At 63.2% G+C, this 17,147-nt stretch carries 14 protein-coding genes and 1 pseudogene; 4 read left to right on the plus strand and 11 right to left on the minus strand.

The window, feature by feature from the left end; genetic code table 11:
• Positions 1-35: 35 nt before the first annotated feature.
• A pseudogene (locus IVB05_RS31190) lies at positions 36-290 on the minus strand (EAL domain-containing protein); the annotation flags it as partial.
• A gap of 284 nt (positions 291-574) precedes the next feature.
• Between IVB05_RS31190 and IVB05_RS31195 the strand changes: the two are divergent.
• Positions 575-1,402 (plus strand): J domain-containing protein, encoded by an 828-nt coding sequence (locus IVB05_RS31195; protein ID WP_247779862.1) that lies wholly within the window; start codon positions 575-577, stop codon positions 1,400-1,402.
• 21 nt (positions 1,403-1,423) lie between these two features.
• On the opposite strand, the gene IVB05_RS31200 is transcribed toward IVB05_RS31195, so the two are convergent.
• The gene (locus IVB05_RS31200) at positions 1,424-2,359 is read right to left on the minus strand and encodes a cytochrome c (RefSeq protein ID WP_247779863.1); all 936 of its coding nucleotides are present in this window, start codon (positions 2,357-2,359) and stop codon (positions 1,424-1,426) included.
• A 182-nt stretch (positions 2,360-2,541) separates the two neighbouring features.
• On the opposite strand from IVB05_RS31200, the gene IVB05_RS31205 reads away from it, so the two are divergent.
• Positions 2,542-2,964, plus strand: coding sequence for a CHRD domain-containing protein (locus tag IVB05_RS31205; protein ID WP_247779864.1), 423 nt, complete (start codon positions 2,542-2,544; stop codon positions 2,962-2,964).
• 212 nt (positions 2,965-3,176) lie between these two features.
• Here IVB05_RS31205 and IVB05_RS31210 read toward each other — a convergent pair whose 3' ends face one another.
• The 8 genes from IVB05_RS31210 to IVB05_RS31245 form a co-directional block, all read right to left on the minus strand.
• Positions 3,177-3,623: a cytochrome c gene (locus IVB05_RS31210; RefSeq protein ID WP_247779865.1), complete on the minus strand. Its 447-nt coding sequence runs from the start codon at positions 3,621-3,623 to the stop codon at positions 3,177-3,179.
• 106 nt (positions 3,624-3,729) lie between these two features.
• The gene (locus IVB05_RS31215; RefSeq protein WP_247779866.1) at positions 3,730-6,039 is read right to left on the minus strand and encodes a xanthine dehydrogenase family protein molybdopterin-binding subunit; all 2,310 of its coding nucleotides are present in this window, start codon (positions 6,037-6,039) and stop codon (positions 3,730-3,732) included.
• A 289-nt stretch (positions 6,040-6,328) separates the two neighbouring features.
• Positions 6,329-7,201, minus strand: coding sequence for an outer membrane protein (locus tag IVB05_RS31220; RefSeq protein WP_247779867.1), 873 nt, complete (start codon positions 7,199-7,201; stop codon positions 6,329-6,331).
• Between the two features lie 169 nt (positions 7,202-7,370).
• The gene (gene murJ, locus IVB05_RS31225) at positions 7,371-8,915 is read right to left on the minus strand and encodes a murein biosynthesis integral membrane protein MurJ (RefSeq protein ID WP_247779868.1); all 1,545 of its coding nucleotides are present in this window, start codon (positions 8,913-8,915) and stop codon (positions 7,371-7,373) included.
• Positions 8,916-8,951: 36 nt separating this feature from the next.
• Entirely contained in the window at positions 8,952-10,103 is a 1,152-nt protein-coding gene (locus IVB05_RS31230; RefSeq protein ID WP_247779869.1) for a DegT/DnrJ/EryC1/StrS family aminotransferase, read from the minus strand.
• A gap of 32 nt (positions 10,104-10,135) precedes the next feature.
• Entirely contained in the window at positions 10,136-11,152 is a 1,017-nt protein-coding gene (locus tag IVB05_RS31235) for a Gfo/Idh/MocA family oxidoreductase (RefSeq protein WP_247779870.1), read from the minus strand.
• Between the two features lie 152 nt (positions 11,153-11,304).
• Entirely contained in the window at positions 11,305-12,717 is a 1,413-nt protein-coding gene (locus tag IVB05_RS31240) for a mannose-1-phosphate guanylyltransferase/mannose-6-phosphate isomerase (RefSeq protein ID WP_247779871.1), read from the minus strand.
• 7 nt (positions 12,718-12,724) lie between these two features.
• Complete coding sequence (locus IVB05_RS31245) at positions 12,725-13,714, minus strand: NAD-dependent epimerase (RefSeq protein WP_247779872.1); 990 nt, start codon at positions 13,712-13,714, stop codon at positions 12,725-12,727.
• Between the two features lie 180 nt (positions 13,715-13,894).
• Between IVB05_RS31245 and IVB05_RS31250 the strand changes: the two genes are divergently transcribed.
• Together IVB05_RS31250 and IVB05_RS31255 are read left to right on the plus strand one after the other, a co-directional pair.
• The gene (locus IVB05_RS31250) at positions 13,895-14,854 is read left to right on the plus strand and encodes a lysylphosphatidylglycerol synthase transmembrane domain-containing protein (RefSeq protein ID WP_247779873.1); all 960 of its coding nucleotides are present in this window, start codon (positions 13,895-13,897) and stop codon (positions 14,852-14,854) included.
• A gap of 29 nt (positions 14,855-14,883) precedes the next feature.
• Positions 14,884-15,906 carry a glycosyltransferase family 4 protein gene (locus tag IVB05_RS31255; RefSeq protein WP_247779874.1) on the plus strand — a complete coding sequence of 341 codons (1,023 nt, stop codon included), beginning with the start codon at positions 14,884-14,886 and terminating at the stop codon, positions 15,904-15,906.
• On the opposite strand, the gene IVB05_RS31260 is transcribed toward IVB05_RS31255, so the two are convergent.
• The gene (locus IVB05_RS31260) at positions 15,903-17,105 is read right to left on the minus strand and encodes a glycosyltransferase family 4 protein (protein ID WP_247779875.1); all 1,203 of its coding nucleotides are present in this window, start codon (positions 17,103-17,105) and stop codon (positions 15,903-15,905) included. The two genes, IVB05_RS31255 and IVB05_RS31260, sit on opposite strands and share 4 nt — an antisense overlap.
• Positions 17,106-17,147: the final 42 nt, after the last annotated feature.

The following is a 17,147-nucleotide window of genomic DNA, read 5'->3' on the forward strand; positions in this document are numbered from 1 at the left end:
CCTGAGGGCCTCCTGAGCGCGGTCCATCCTGTTGTTCAGACGAGGCAAGCAAGGATCGCACGATCAAACGCAACGTATCCAAAGGCGCTGCGCGCGGCAACCAACGGCACCATTCGGCGCGGACGATAGATGTGCGGCTGATATTCGAGTTCGTCGATCGGCACCGGGCGGCCCATCAGATAGCCTTGCGCGAAGTTGACGCCGAGCGAGTTCAGCCGCTCGAACTGGTCGCGCGTTTCCACGCCTTCGACCGTGACCGACATGTCGAGACCGCTCGCCAGCGTCAGGACGCGCCCCCAAGGCGCCTCCTCACCGCCATACAAAAGGATGACTCCTTCAAAGCCGTCGACCGTCTATGACGGAGGCCGGGGGCTGGAGGCCGCCCCGTCCGCTTGCCGCCGTCAATCAAGCAGCCTCCCGGCCGGTATGCGTTAACCATCTCTTAGGATTTGCATGCTTTTGCCATAAGAGGATCATTCTACCGCCTAGATATTTTTGATTACCTAGGGCGTCGTCAATCGGAGGGCTCCGCGGCGGGGGACGTTCCGAGGGGGAAATAGTCGCGAGTACCACCATGGGGACGTTATACGATTTGCTCGGAGCGCTTCCGAGTGATGACGCCGAGGGGCTGCGGACGGCGTTCCGCAAGGCCGCGAAGGCTACCCATCCCGATATCAATCCCGAGAACCCCGATGCTGCGCTGCGGTTCAGGGAGCTGGTGCGCGCCTATGACATCCTGACCGATGCCGAGCAGCGCGAGACCTACGATCAATTGCTCGCCATTGCGCTCCAGCCGCCGGCCACGAAGGCCGTGCATACCTACGAAACCGTGCGCAAGGTTGCTTCCAACACGATGGCGGCAACGGTCATTTCGGCGGTGCTGGTCGGCGGCTACGTCCTGTTCGGAATGTTTTCAAAACCACCTGGCGCAGCGGAAATGACGACCGACAGGATCGTCGGCGAAGCGCAAGTCGTCGCAGCGCTGCATCCTGACGTCACCGCTTCGGATGAACCGCGCGTCCAGCGTGAGGGGGATGTATCGACCGTCGGCGCCATCGGGACATCGGCGGTTACGCCCGCAGCGGAAGAGGCAAACGCCGCAGCCATCGGCCGTTTCGAACCTGTCCCAGGATTCGTCTCATACAATCTGGCGATTCAATATTATCCGCGCTTTGCAACCGCCAATTTCGACCGCGGCATCGTTCTGTATCGCGTAGGCGATTTCGACCCGTCCGCCGCTCTCGCTCCACTCAAGCCGGCCACGGACTCGAAGCGGGCCAAGATCGCCACGCCTGCCATAGCCACACCTGCGCCGCGCAAGCCGCTGTCGCTCGTGCCTCCTATTGCGTCCCCTGCGCCGCCAGAGAGGCGGATGCCGATCACCGCGGCCTTGACGCCCTGAGCGCAGGCGGCAACGCGCCGGTCATGATTTCTCGGCGTCCTTTGCCTTCTTCGGCCGCGGCGGTCCCTCGACCGGCGGCAACGACTTCACATATTCCGCGATAGCGGCGCGATCCTCCGGCGGCAGTTGCGACGTGTTCCTGATGACGCGCACCATCGATCCGCCGGCGGTGTCGCCATCAGGCGTTTGCCCGGTTTCGAGGAAGTAGGCGATGTCCTTTGCGCTCCACTCGGCCAGTCTCTTCTGGGTGATGTTGGGCACCCAGCCCTCACCTTCCGGATTGGGCCCGCCCGCGAAGCGTTGCGCCTCGATGATGCCGCCGAGGAAGTTGCGCGGGCTGTGGCACTCGGCGCAATGACCCAGGCCGTTGACGAGGTAAGCGCCGCGATTCCATGACGCCGATCGTGAGGCGTCCGCCGTGTAAGGCTTGCCGTCCATGAACAGCCATTTCCAGATGCCGACATTGCGGCGGATATTGAATGGAAACGGCACGTCGTGGTCGCGCGGCTTGCCGGCCACCGGCGCAAGCGTCTTCAGGTAGGCAAAGAGGTCGCGAACGTCGTCGACCGTCGCGTGCTGGTAGGACGCATATGGAAAGGCCGGGAAATAATGCGCGCCGTCCGGCGAAGTCCCCTTGAGCACCGCCGTCACGAAATCCGCTTCGCTCCACCGGCCAATGCCGTAAGTGGGATCAGGCGAGATGTTGGGGACGTAAAACGTCCCGAACGGCGACGGCATTGCAAGCCCGCCGCCCAGCTTCAGCCGATCGGGCTGGCTCGGAACGGCATGGCAGGAGGAACAGCCGCCGGCATTGAACGTTGTGATGCCGTTGGCAAGGTTCGGCGTACGGGGAGCAAGCGAGGCCGGGGCAACGACCGCCGGGATCGTCAGCCACCAGAAGATGCCGGCGCCGGCGGCGCCAGCCAGGATCAAGCCAAGGAGAATTCGTCGCAGCATTCATCGACCCGTCATCAAGCGTCGCAATTCCAGGCGTCTCAATTCAATGACCAGTATGAACGCACTTTGTGCCATAGGCTTCCACGAAATTTCGGAGCATTCGTTGTCGTTTCGGGAATAAATTCGTGAACTCGTTGTTTTGAGGCTGACACGGCCGTTTGACGTCAACAGGGAGAAACACCATGTCGAACAAGACCATGCTTGTCTCGCTTGCGCTGGGGGCAGCGATTGCTTTTGCAGGGCCCGCTTTTGCCGACAAGATGAAGGCGACGCTCGATGGCAAGGCCCAGGTGCCGCCCAACGCCAGCGCGGCCTCCGGCACCGCCGACATCGACTACGATCCCGCCAGCAAGAAGCTGAGCTGGAAGCTCTCCTATTCCGGCCTGTCCGGTCCTGCCACCGCCGCGCATTTCCACGGCCCCGCCGAAGCCGGCAAGAACGCCGGCGTCGCGGTCGCCATCCCCAATGCGACGGCGAGCCCGGTCGATGGCAGCGCGACGTTGACCGATGCGCAGGCCGCGGACCTCATGGCCGGCAAGTACTACATCAACATTCACACCGCGGCCAATCCGGGCGGCGAAATCCGCGGCCAGGTAACCAAATAAATCAAGTCACCAAGTAAATTTGGTGACGAAGTAGATAAGTTCGAACACGAGTAAACAAGAACAAGAAAAGGCTAACACAAAAGGAGCGGACGCTTCGCGGCGTCCGCCCCTTTTTAGGCCAGAGCATGATCCGGAAAAATGTGTAGCAGTTTTCCCTCGCGACAAACGCGGAACGCGTTTGCGCGGAGATCATGCTCAAAGTTAGAATGCGATCAGCCCTTCTTGATCCGGAATGTCTCGTGGCAGCCACCGCACTGCTTGCCGATGACAGGCAGTTCCGCCTTTAGCGTGTCGAGATTCTTGATCTTGCCTTTGGCGTCGGCGACGACCTTGGCGAAGCTATTAATTTGAGACTCGAAGCCGGCCTTGTCATCCCAGATTTTCGGCGAGGGATCGTAATCACCCTCCAGCTTAAGACCTTTCATGCTCGCGGGGAACAGCGTCGGAAGGTTCTTGGCGGTGTCTTCGAACTGGGCCAGCGCGGCATTGACAGTCGCCTGGTCGTAGGGCTTTTCGCCCTTGACCATCGCAGACAATGCGCCGGCGTTTTTGCCATTGTCCTTCATCATGGCCTGGGTCCGCTTGACCTGATCCTGCTGTGCAACGACCGCACCGGCACTGAATGCAAGCACAGCTGCGACGACGACGATCCGCTTCATTGGCTAAATCCCCCTTCAATTCGGGTTTGTACCGGCCCCAAAGGTGGTGCGGACCGGTCGTTTGTAAACACCGCACGCGGCGCATCATTCCGCATGCGACAAAATATCAGAGATTATGCAGCTTCTGTGCCTCGCGGATCGCGATCCAGACCCGCTCGGCCGTGGCCGGCATGTCGATGTGATCGATCTTGTACTCACGCCACAGGCCCTCGATGATCGCATTGACCACCGCGGGACAGGAACCGATCGCACCGGCCTCGCCCGCGCCCTTGACGCCGAGCGGGTTGGTCGTGCACGGCACGTTGTGGGTTTCGAAATGGAATGACGGGCCATCGGACGCGCGCGGCATCGCATAATCCATGAAGGTGCCGGTGACGAGCTGGCCGTCGGTTGCGCTGTAGACCGCCTGCTCCATCAAGGCCTGGCCTATCCCCTGCATAGCCCCGCCATGCACCTGGCCGGCGAGCAGCAGCGGATTGAGCGTGACGCCGAAATCGTCGACGATTACATAATTGACGATCTTGATGATGCCGGTGGCCGGATCGATCTCGACTTCGGCGAGATGCGTGCCGTTCGGATAGGTGCCGTCGGCTTGCGCAAACGTCGCACTCGCATTCAGTTTCGAGGGATCGACGCCTGGCCGTTTTGCCAGGTCAGCGAAGCTGATCGAACGGTCGGTGCCGGCGATGCGCACGAGGCCGTTGCTGATCTCGAGGTCGCCGGCGCTGGTCTCCAGCGCCTCGGCCGCGATCTCCTTCAGCTTGCCGCCGAGATCGCGGGTGGCGCGTTCGACGCTGACGCCGCCGGTCGGGATCGACGCCGAGCCGCCGGTGCCGAGACCGGTGGCGATCTTGTCGGTGTCGCCCTGCAGGACGTGGACGCGCTCCGGCGGCACCCCGAACTGCTCGGCGACCAGTTGCGCGTAAGCCGTCTGGTGGCCCTGCCCGCTCGACTGGGTGCCGATCAGGATAGAGATGTCGCCATTGGGATCGAGTGCGACATTGGCTGTCTCCTCGCCCATGGTGCCGCACACCTCCACATAGCTCGCCAGCCCAATGCCCCGCACCAGTCCGGCCTTCTTCGCCGCCTTGGCACGCTTGGGAAACTCCTTCCAGTTGGCGACCTCCATCGCGCGCTTCATGTGCGCGGTGAAGTCGCCGGAATCGTAGACCTTTCCGGTCGCGGTCGTGTAGGGCATCGCCTTCGGCGGAATGAAGTTCTTGCGCCGGATCGCGTCCGGCGTCATCCCAAGTTTTCGCGCGGCGGCGTCAACCAGCCGTTCGATCACATACGCAGCTTCAGGGCGGCCCGCGCCACGATAGGCATCCACCGGCACGGTGTTGGTGAACACGGTGCGGACGCGGCAGTGGAAGGCCTGGATATCATAGAGCCCGGGCAGCATGCCGGCGCCGCCGTGCGGAATGTAGGGCCCGAAGGTCGAGAGATAGGCGCCCATGTCGCCCATCAGGTCGACGTCCATCCCTAAGAACTTGCCGTCCTCGGCCAGCGCCATCTTCGCGGTCGTGACGTTGTCGCGGCCCTGCGCATCGCCCATGAAGTGATCGGAGCGGTCGGCGGTCCATTTGATGGTCTTGCGCAGTTTTCGCGCGGCAACTGAAATCAGGGCGTATTCGCGATACGGAAACAGTTTTGTGCCGAAGCCGCCACCGACGTCGGGGCAGATGATCCGCATCTTCTCCATCGGCATCTTCAGCACCATGCCGCACAGGATTTCGCGCAGGCGATGGCTGCCCTGGCTGCCGATGGTCAGCGTCAGATGATCGCGCTTGGCGTCGTATTCGGCGACGGCTGCGCGCGTTTCCATGAAGTTGGTGATGACGCGCGGGTTGACGATCGATACCTCGGCGACCGCATGCGCTTTCGCAAAGGCGGCATCGGTTGCTTTCTTGTCGCCGATCGGCACGTCGAACAGCAAATTGCCGGGCTTGTCGGGCCAGACCTGCGGCGCGCCCGGCTTGACGGCGTTGACGACGCCGGCCACCGCGGGCAGCGGCGTCCATTTGACGTCGATCGCCTCGATCGCGTCGCGGGCCTGGTCGATGGTATCGGCGACCACGAAGGCCACGGCGTCGCCGACATGGCGCACCTCGTCCTTGGCGAGGATCGGGTATGGCGGGCCGATGAAGGGATCGGTTTCCAGGTTGAACAGGCACGGCAGATCGCCGAGATCGCCGACCTCGGCCGCGGTCAAAATCAGCGACACGCCCGGTATCCCGCGGGCCTTGGTGACATTGATGGTAAATTTCGCATGCGCATGCGGCGAGCGCAGCATCAGCGCGTGCATCGCAGGCTGAGGCGAATGGTCGTCGGTATAGCGGCCCTTGCCGCGAATCAGCGCGTCGTCTTCCTTGCGGAGAACGCTTTGACCGACGCCGAATTTGATGGGAGCTGCCATCGTATCTCCAATTGTCCTGGAGCACGATGACGCCTCTTCGAACCGTCATCCGCCCCATCTTTTTGTTTGAGCATGGCCCTTTCGGAAAACCGGTACCCACTTTTCCGGGTCATGCTCTAGAAGCGTTCCATATTGCAGCGGTTCGGGCGTCAGCGCAAACCGCTTTCGCCCGGCCGGTCATTGGCTGGCGCAGCAGAATCGGTCCGCTCAGCGGAATTTTCGCGACTGCACAACAAAAAGCCCCGGACGATGCCGGGGCTTCGAGTTCAGGGAGGAGACTACGCCGAAATCAATACTTCGCGATCACCGGGCCGCCGAAGGCGTAGTTCAAGCCAACGCGCAGGACGTGGTCGTGGAAGCGCGTGTCTACGTCGGCCCTGATCGCGCTGGCCGGTGCGAGGGTAAAGCTACCGGCGCGGAAGGTGTCGAAATCCATATAAAGATATTCGAGCTTGGCGCTCCAGTTGTTGGTGATCTTGCCTTCGACACCGACGCCAACCGTCCAGCCGAAGCGCACATCGTCGTTCGAGGAGACCGAAGCGACCGCAACACCGGCGGGCGTCGTGCCAGCCATCGTACCGGTGGTCTTGAACGAGCCATAGGCCAGACCGCCCGTGCCGTAGAACAGGACCCTCGGGGTCGCAAGCACGCCGACGCGACCGCGCAGCGTGCCGAACCATTCGAGGTGCGTATCGACAGCAAGGCTGGTTCCGGTCACGCCCGGGGGCAGGAACGTCAGGCCAGGAAGACACGGTCCGCCGATGCCCGTTGCGGCGCAGTTGAACACGCCCCTGCCCTTCTCGTCCGACCACTGCGCGTCGGCTTCGATACCGAACACCCAGTTGTTGCTCTGCCAGTTGTAACCGATCTGACCGCCCGCGATCGCGCCGTCCATGTTGTAGCCGGCGTTGGTGATGGAGCCGGCCGGCGGAGCGATCGGCAAGCCAGTGGCGGTGTTGAAATAGGAAACGTCGGAATTGCCGCGGCCCCAGCTATAGCCGGCGTTACCGCCAATATAGAAGCCGGTCCAGTTCCAGACCTCGACCATGGCCGGCGGCGCCTTGGTGTAGCGCGGAGCCATGTCCGCTGCGGATGCTATCGAAGTTGCAGCCACAATAGCCAGTGCCGAAGCTGCGATTGCCTTGAAGGCTGAAACGCCCATGGAAGCCCCTCTCTGAAAAACCGTCAATTAAATCTGGGATCAACCTAACGCGGAGTCGCAACGCAATCATGCGCGGATCAGTCGCAAATGGCGCTTTTTGGGAACTTGTTGCAAAAATGCCCGAATACAGCCACAACATGCCCCAATCAAAAATTTCCTTTATTTACAATCAGATACGGGCGGATGTCCGGTCGCGCAGCAGCGAGAATAGCCACCCCCTGCCAAACAGCAGCAGGATCAAGACGCCGTACACAAAGGCACCCGCCACAATCAGCAGCAGCAACGCGGTCTCGTCCCGGAAGATGTGCATTTGCGCGAAATAGAAGCTGGCGAATCGCGCGATGGCCCAAAGTGCGGCGGCGAGCAGGACACCGGCCGCCGCGAACTTGGCGAGCGAAATCATCCAGACGCGGTCGAGTTCGAGGTAACCTGCCCGCACCGCGAAGAAGAGCACCAGCAAAAGATTGACCCAGGCCCCGACGGCGGTGGCGAGCGCCAGGCCGATTTGCGCCAGCGCCCCCATCAACGCGACCTTCAGCGCCACGTTGACGGCAACGCCGGTCAGCGCCGCCTTGACCGGCGTCGCGGTGTCGTGACGGGCGTAGAAGGCCGCGACCGCGCTGCGGATGGTCACGAACGGAATCAGTCCGATCGCGTAAGCGGCCAGCGTGGCGCCCGCGGCTGCGGCATCCGCCTTCGAGAACGCGCCGCGTGCAAACATCGCGCGCATGATGACGTCAGGCACCGTCAGAAAGGCGGCGACGAACGGCACCGAAAACAACAACGAGAATTCGAACGCCCGCCGCTGTGCGGCTGACGCACCCGAGACGTCGTTTGCAGAGAGCCGTCGCGACATTTCCGGCAACAGTACGGTGCCGATCGCGATCCCGATTACGCCGATCGGCAACTGGTTGAGACGGTCGGCGTAATACAGCGCCGAAAGCGCTCCGGCAGCCAGAAAGGTCGCGATGATGGTGTCAGCGAACAACGCGATCTGCGTTCCCATCGAGCCGATGGTAGCGGGGCCCAGCGCCCGAAAGAATGCGCGAACATCATCGTCGAGCTTGAACACCGCAAATTTCGGCAGGATGCCGGACTTTGCCGCATCGCCAGCCAGCAACAAGAATTCGAGGATGCCGGCGATCAATACGCCCCATGCGGCGGCGTAGCCCGCGCCCGGAAAGAACGCGGCGAGCGCCAGCGTCGCCATCATCGACAGGTTGAGAAAGATCGGCGCGGCGGCGGCGCTGGCGAAGCGATGCATCACGTTGAGCATGCCGCCGTACAACGTCACCAGCGTGATCAGCAGCAAATACGGAAACGTGATCCGCGTCAGCGAAATCGCGAGTTCGCCGCGCGCCGGATCATCCTTGAACCCCGGCGCGAGGATGGCGATCACCTCCGGCATGAACACCCAGGCCACGACGAGCAAAATCACCTGGGCGGCAAACAGCAGCGTGAAGATGCGGTCGGCAAACAGCCGCGCCGACGCTTCGCTCTTGCCGTGCAGATGCGCATAGGCCGGCACGAAGGCGGCGTTGAAGGCGCCCTCGGCAAAGATCGCGCGAAAATGATTGGGCAGCCGCAGCGCCACGAAAAACGCATCCGCGACGGGGCCGGCGCCGAGAATGGCGGCGAGCATGATGTCGCGCGCGAATCCGGTCAGCCGCGAGAGCAGCGTGTAACCGCCGACGGTGAAGATGCGTCCGAGCATGCGCCGCTTCTAGCGCATATTCGCCAAACCGTGAAATCAGGAAGAGAGCGCGCCGCGTACCGCCTCGATGACGCGATCCTGCGCCGCCTCGTCGAGATAGGCGTGAATCGGCAGGCTGATGACATCGTCCGAGAGCTTTTCGCTCACCGGCAGGCCACCGTCGGCCACCGGGAAATCCTTGTACGCGGTCTGCTGATGCATCGATTTCGTGTAATAGACCATCGTCGGAATGCCCTGCGCCTTCAGCGCTGCCGCAAAACCGTCGCGATCGGTCCCCTTGGGCAGGCGGATGGTGTACTGCGCCCAGATCGAAGTGCATCCGGGAGCCAGCCGCGGCACGGTCACGAAATTGCCGAGGCCGCGCGAATAGCGCTCCGCCACGCGGTTGCGCGCTGCGATCTCGTCCTCGAAAATCTTCAGCTTCTCGATCAGCACCGCCGCCTGCATGGTATCGAGGCGTCCGGTCAGGCCAAGGCGCACATTGTCGTATTTATCGGAGCCCTGGCCGTGAACGCGGATGCTGCGCAGCGTCTCGGCAAGCTTGTCATCATCGGTAAAGATGGCGCCACCATCGCCGAAGCAGCCAAGCGGCTTGGTGGGGAAGAAGCTGGTCGCGGTCGCAAGTCCCAAAGAGCCGATCCGGCGGCCCTTGTAGCTCGCGCCAAAACCCTGGGCGGCGTCATCGAGCACGAACAGGCCCTCGGCCTGCGCGACCTCGGCGATCGCATCGTGGTCGGCGCTTTGGCCGAACAGGTCGACGGGGATCACGGCCCGGGATTTCAGGCCGCGCTGCTTCGCCGTCGCGATGCCGCGCCGGAGCGAACCGGCATCCATATTGAAGGTTGCTGCATCGACATCGACGAATACCGGCGTCGCGCCGGTCAGCGCCACGGCTTCGCCGGTCGCGCAGAACGTGAACGATGGACACAGGACGGCGTCCCCCGGACCGACTTCCCTGGCCATCAAAACCATCAGCAGCGCGTCGGTGCCGCTCGCGCAGCTCACGACATGCCTGGCGCCGCAGAAATCCGCCAAGGCCTTCTCCAGCACGGCAACTTCCGGGCCGTTGATGAAGAGGCAATGGCTCGTCACACGCGAGAGCGCCTCATCAATCGATGTGCCGAGCCGCCGGCGCTGCGAGCCGAGATCATAGAAGGGAACGGGTTCTGGACGCATGTGCTGGTTCATGTGACCTTGCTTGGATCTGAATTGAGAGGCTTTCAGCCGACGATGCGGCGCGGTCCCTTGCGCGCAGCGGAGGCCGCGGGCTTGGCGGGCTGCTCGAGGCAGCGGATCGCGATTTCGAGACTGGCGACGCCCTCGTCGCCAGAAACCGCCGGCACATCGCCGGTGCGGACGGCATCGAGGAATGCGATCAGCTCGGCGCGCAGCGGTTCGTCATGGCCGACCGGCAGATGCCGCATCGAATAGCTGCCGTCGGGCTTGAAGCCGAAGCATTCGGTCACCTGGCGCGTCAAGAGATCGCCCATCACATATTTGCCGCGCGTCGCGACCGTGACGCTGCGCGCCTTGAACGGTGTCAGCCAGTTGGTGTTGATATGGGCGAGCACGCCCGAGGCGGTGCGGAACTGTAATAGCGCGATATCCTCGCGCTCGGCGATCGCGCTGGAAAGCTGCGGCTGCACCTCGACGATATCGGATTCGGTGAACCAGCGGATCAGGTCGATATCGTGCACGGCCAGATCAATGACGACGCCGACATTAGACATCCGCGGCGGGAACGGCCCGACGCGGGTGATGCCGATGGAGAGAATATCTTCGCCCGCGATCGCCTGCTTGATCGCGGCGACCGCCGGGTTGAAGCGCTCGACATGGCCGACCATCAGCGTCACGCCGGCGCTGCGCGCCGCATTGACGATGTCCTGCCCCTCCTCGACGGTCGTGGCGACCGGCTTCTCGACCAGGATGTGGATGTTGCGCGTGATGCAGGCCAGCGCAATCTCGTGATGGAGATGGGTCGGCGCCGCAATCGTGATGGCGTCGACGCCCTCGTCGAACAGTTCGTCGAGATCAGCGAACGCGCGGCAGCCGACGAGCGCGATGGCGCGTGCGCGGTGTTCCGGCAACGGATCGACGATGCCGACCAGTGTCACCCCGGGCAGACCGGCCAGCACACGGGCATGGTTGCTGCCCATCACGCCCGCGCCGACCACGCCGACGCGCAAGCCGCGTTGTGCATCGGTCTTCGCGTCAGATGCGGACCCTTTGGAACTCATGATTTGTAGACCCCAAGCAGACTTTGCGCCGGTAACGTCCCCGGCGGTTCTCTAGCACGCCGTCACAGATGTGGCGAACGCCATCGACCGTTTCTGGACACGTTTTGATTCAAAGAATTACAGCCGCCGGGGACCGTAAAGCGACCGTTCGCTCAACTGCGCTGGTAATCATCCTCGATGCGGATGATGTCGTCCTCGCCGAAATAGCTGCCGGTCTGGACCTCGATCAGTTCGAGCTGGATCTTGCCGGGATTCTCCAGCCGATGCACCGCGCCGATCGGGATGTAGATCGATTCGTTCTCGTGCACGGTCTTGACCAGTTCGTTGACGGTGACCTGCGCCGTTCCGCGCACCACGATCCAGTGCTCGGCGCGGTGGTGATGCTTCTGCAACGAGAGGCGCCCGCCCGGCTTGACGATGATCCGCTTGACCTGATGACGGTCGCCATTGTCGACCGACTGATAGGATCCCCAGGGCCTGTGCACCCTGATGTGATCCTCGGTCACCTGCGGCGCCACCGTCTTCAGCTTCGCGACCAGCCGCTTCAGCCCGTTGGCGTCCTGTTGCCTGGAGACCAGCACGGCGTCCTGGGTCGCGACCACCACGAGGTCGTCGACGCCTTCGAGCGCGACCAGCGCGCGGTCGGTCGATACGTTGCAGTTGCGGGAATCCTCGAACACCGCAGCACCCCGCGCCGCGTTGCCCTCGCCATCCTTGCCGGACAATTCCCACACCGCATGCCAGGAGCCGACGTCGGACCAGCCGCACGCGACCGGCACGACCGCCGCGCGCGAGGTCTTTTCCATCACCGCATAATCGATCGAGATCGATTTCGCCGACCCGAACGCGGCCTCCTCGAGCTTGACGAATCCGAGATCGGTGCCCGCCTTCGCCACCGCATCGCTCACGGCCTGGACGCTTTCCGCATCGACCCTGCGATATTCATCCGTCAGCACGGCGGCGCGAAACATGAAGTTGCCGCTGTTCCAGAGATAGCCGGCCTCGACATAACTCGCGGCCGTTGCCGGGTCCGGCTTCTCGACGAACTTCGCGACGGCGCGGACCTTGCCGGAAATGACCTCGCCGGGATTGATGTAGCCATATTCGGTGGCGGCGCGTTCGGGCTGCACGCCGAACGTCACGATGTGCCCGGTTTCCGCCGCGGTCAGTCCCTCGCGGCAGGCGGCGAGGAAAGCGGGCGTGTCGGAAACCACGTGATCGGCGGCGAGCGCCAGCACGATCGCATCCTTGTCGCGCGTCTCTGCAAAGGCGGCGCCGGCCGCGATGGCGGGTCCGGAATCGCGCCGCATCGGTTCGAGCAGCACGTCGGCCTCCAGCCCGATCTCCGCCAGTTGCTCGAGCACCATGAACCGATAGGCGTTGTTGGTGATGATGACGGGCCGTTCGAACAACGCCGCGTCGGAAACCCGCAACAGCGTATCCTGGAACGTCGAGCGCGCCCCGAACAGGGACAGGAACTGCTTGGGGTGGACCTCGCGTGAAGCCGGCCACAGCCGCGTACCAGCGCCGCCGCACATGATCAGGGGGATAATTCGTCGGTTCATCAGCGTCTCAAATCCTGTAGTGGTCACGATACCAGGCGACAAAATCGGCAAGCCCGTCCTCGATTGAAGTCTGCGGCTTGAAGCCGGTGTCGCGCATCAGTTCGGCGACATCGGCAAAGGTCTCGGTCACGTCGCCAGGCTGCATCGGCAGCATCTCCCTGACCGCCGCGCGGCCCAATTCCTGCTCCAGAACTGCTACCACATGGGTCAGTTCTTCCGGATGATTATTGCCGACATTGTAAATCCTTGCCGGCGCCCCGGCGCCCTCGCCGCCGTCGTGCGGCGCCTGGTCGACCAGTCGCAATACGACCCGCGTCACATCGTCGATATGGGTAAAGTCACGCCGCATCCTGCCATGGTTAAAGAGTCGGATCGGAGTTCCTTCCACGATCGCTTTGGTAAACAGGAAAATCGCCATATCGGGCCGTCCCCACGGCCCATAGATGGTAAAGAACCGCAAGCCCGTCACCGGAAGTCGGTAGAGATGGCTGTAGGAATGCGCGATCAGCTCATTGGCCTTCTTTGTGGCGGCGTAGAGGCTGACCGGATGATCGGTTTTGTCGTCCACCGAAAACGGTAGTTTCGTATTGGCGCCGTAGACCGACGACGAAGATGCATAGACCAGATGGCCGCATCCATGATGCCGGCAACCTTCCAGCACATTGACGAAGCCCTCGAGATTGGCGTCGACATAGGCGTGCGGATGATCGATCGAATGACGCACGCCGGCCTGCGCCGCGAGATGCACCACCTTGGCAAAGCGGTGTCCGGCGAACAGGCGTTCCATTGATGCGCGGTCGGCGAGATCGATCTGTTCGAACGCAAAGCCCTGCTCCCCGCGCAGGATGTCCAGGCGTGCCGCCTTCAGCGCCGGATCGTAATAATCGTTGAGATTGTCGAGGCCGACCACGGCGCGGCCTTCGGCGAGCAGCCGGCGCGCGACGTGGAAGCCGATGAAACCCGCAGCTCCGGTGACCAATATGGGTTGATCGGGCATCGTATCCCTGGAAGGCGCCGCTCAAAGGCTGAAATCTCTGTCCGAGCCTCTTTACCTGCGTTGCCGAGGCCGCCGCAACACCTAGCAGCCCCGCTATTGCCAGATCGGCTCGAAAACCATACCAAGGCGCCGAATTGCATCGCTTTTTGCACCCCCCTTCTCAAACCCTGCACGGGCGAGATGCGCCGTATCCTGCTTTCAACGTTGAAGATTGTGGTCTCGGCCGCGCTCCTGTATTTTTCGCTGCGCAAGGTCGATCTTGCCGAACTCGTCGCCCGCATCGACGTTTCCAGCCTGGGCTGGATCGGCGTGGCGATCGCCGTGACGTTCCTGCAGATATTCATCGGCGTCCTGCGATGGCGCGAGATCAGCGCGGAGTGCGGCGCGCCGCTGCCGACCAGGCAGGCGATGCGCTTCAACGTGATCGGAACCTTCTTCAACCAGACGCTGCCCTCCTCGATCGGCGGTGACGCGGTCAGGCTATGGCTGGTGGCCCGCAACGGCGCCGGCTGGCGGGCCGCGACCTATTCCATCTTCGTCGACCGCGCCATCGGTTTGATCGCGCTCGCGGTTGTCATCGTCGCGACCCTGCCCTGGAGCTACCGCCTGATCACCGATCCCAACGGCAGGTCGGCCTTGCTTTTCGTCGATTTCGCAGCGCTTGCCGGCGGCCTCGGATTTCTTCTGGTCGGCCGGCTGCCGTGGCCGTGGCTCAAGCACTGGTGGGGCACCCACCACATCCACGCCTGTTCTGTCATCGCCAACCGCGTGCTGTTCAGCCGCGCCCATGGCCCGAAAGTCGCGGTGCTGTCGTTGCTGGTGCACGTGCTCGCCGTCGTCATCGCCTGGTGCGTGGTGCAATCGATCGCCGCCCCCGTGCTGTTCGGCCAGATCTTCCAGCTCGTTCCGCCGGTCATGCTGATCACCATGCTGCCGATCTCGATTGCCGGCTGGGGCGTCCGCGAGGCCACCATGGGGCTGGCGTTCGGCTATGCCGGCCTGATGGCCAGCGAGGGTGTCAACATCTCCCTGCTCTATGGCGCGGTATCCTTCATGGTCGGCGCGGTCGGCGGGCTGGTCTGGATATTGAGCGCCGAGAAAGCCGCGCAGGGCGCGGTACCCATCGAAGTTCCCAAATAATCTTTCGAGCAACTTTCCACGCGGATAGAATGGCCAGTTCGCAACTACTGCTGTCGTTGGCCGCCGCAGTGCCGGCGGCGCTGTTGTCGGGCGTCCTGACATGGGCGATCCGACCGCTGCTCATACGAATAGCGCTGGCAAGGCCGAATGCGCGCTCTTCCCATCGTATTCCGACGCCGCAGGGCGCGGGCATCGCGGTGATCGCGGCTACGCTGATCGCGGCCGTCACGGTCATCGCATTTGCCGGCGCGGCGGAGATCAAAATTCCCGTCGCGGTATTCGGCGCGACGCTGTTCATTGCGGCCGTAGGCTTTGCCGATGACGTCAATCCCATCCCGGTGGTGCCGCGGCTGCTGCTGCAGGGGCTCGCCGTCGCGGTAGTCATCCTTGCCGCGCCCGAAAGCTTGCGGATCGTTCCCGCCTGCCCGCTCTGGCTCGAGCGCGGCTTGCTGTTCCTGGCAGGCCTGTGGTTCGTGAACCTCGTCAACTTCATGGACGGGCTCGACCTGATGACGGTCGCCGAGATCGTGCCCGTCACCGGCGCGCTCATCCTGCTCGGCTGGCTCGCCGAACTTCCGACGTCGATGACGGTCGCCGCCGCGGCGCTGTTCGGGGCGATGCTCGGCTTCGCGCCCTTCAACCGGCCGGTGGCGAAAATCTTTCTCGGCGACGTCGGCAGCCTGCCGATCGGCCTTCTCGTTGGCTGGTGCCTGCTGCAGCTCGCCTGGCATCAGCACTTCGCGGCCGCCCTGCTGTTGCCGCTCTATTATCTGGCCGATGCGACCGTCACGCTGTTTCGGCGGATGGCAAGGCGCGAGCCGTTCTGGGCGGCGCATCGCACCCATTTCTACCAGCGCGCCACCGACAGCGGATTATCCGTATCGCGTGTGGTGAGCGAAGTATTTGCGCTCAACATCCTGCTTGCCGCTTTGGCGATCGGCTCGGCCATGACCTCGTCGACGATTACCGCAATCCTGCTTTTCATCGTCGGCGGCATCGCCACGGCGCTTCTGATGCACCGCTTCGCACGCCGGCAAGCGTCCGCCGTCTAATCCAGCTGCTTTTGCAAGAGCTCGCGGATCAGGCCGCAATAGCCGGCCATCGCAGCGTTGAAATCGAATCGTCCTGCGATTTCGGCCGCACGCCCGGCCCGCTGCGGGTCCTCGGCGCTGGCGGCGCGACTGATCGCTTTCGCGAGCTCATCGGCTCTGCCGGGCTCGACGACCCAGCCGACATCGTGTTCGGTCACCGTCAACGCCGCCTCGGCGTCCGCTTCGGAAACCAGGATCACCGGGCGGCCGATCGCCAGCAGATTGTAGAACCGGCTGGGTACCGATACCCCGGCGACGTTCCTGCGGTAGGGAATGATCCAGACATCCGCGGCCGAAAGAAACGCCTCCAGTTGGTCGTCCTCGACGCGATCGACCAGGGTGACGTTCGGAAGCTTTGCCTCGGCTTGCATGGCCTTCAACTGGTCGAAGCCCACTCCCCAGCCCGACAGCAGGAAGCGGATATCCTCATCGTCCCGCAGCAGGCGCGCGGCCTCGAATACGATGACGGGATCGTGGGTAAAGCCGAGATTGCCTGAAAGCCCGACGACGAAGCGGGCGGATAGCGGCCGGCGATACGGATTATCGGGATCGACCGCGCGAACGCCGCGCGCGAGCGTCGCCCAGTTCGGAATGAAACGGATCTTGTCGCTTGTCATTCCGCCATAGCGCAGCAGCAACTTTTCGGTGTCGCGGCCGATGATGACGACGGCGTCGAGCGCGCGAAACATCAGCGCGTTCAGGCCGCGCATCGCACTTGCCGGCAACGAATGCGGCTTCAGGAGGCCTGCCATGATGAGGACGTCGGGATAGAGATCGTGCATGATCAGCACCGACCTCGCGCCTTTCAATTTCACGGCGGCGGCAAAGGCGTAGGGCAGCATGAAGGGCGCCGGCACGGTGAGCGCGACGTCGCCGCGCCGCAGCTTCACCAGCAGCGCTGCGAACATCCGGATCGTGAACAGCAGTTCGGCCAAAGCGCGCTTGAGCAATGCGGCCTTGCCGGGTATCCAGTTTCCTACCTCGACGACTGCAGGCTTGCCGGCGGCAGTTGCGGCGGCGGAGCCTGCCGTTCCCGACAGCACCAGGACTTCGGTTTCCTGCGCCACGCGTTCCGAAATCGCCGCCATGATCGCCGCCGTCGTGCTCGGATCAGGCGGATAATGCTGGCTGACGACGACGACTTTTCCGGACTTCTGCATCATGGCTTTCGAAGCGGCCTGCGTGGCGGGCGGACACCGAGA

This window comes from Bradyrhizobium sp. 170, from assembly GCF_023101085.1.
GTDB lineage: Bacteria > Pseudomonadota > Alphaproteobacteria > Rhizobiales > Xanthobacteraceae > Bradyrhizobium.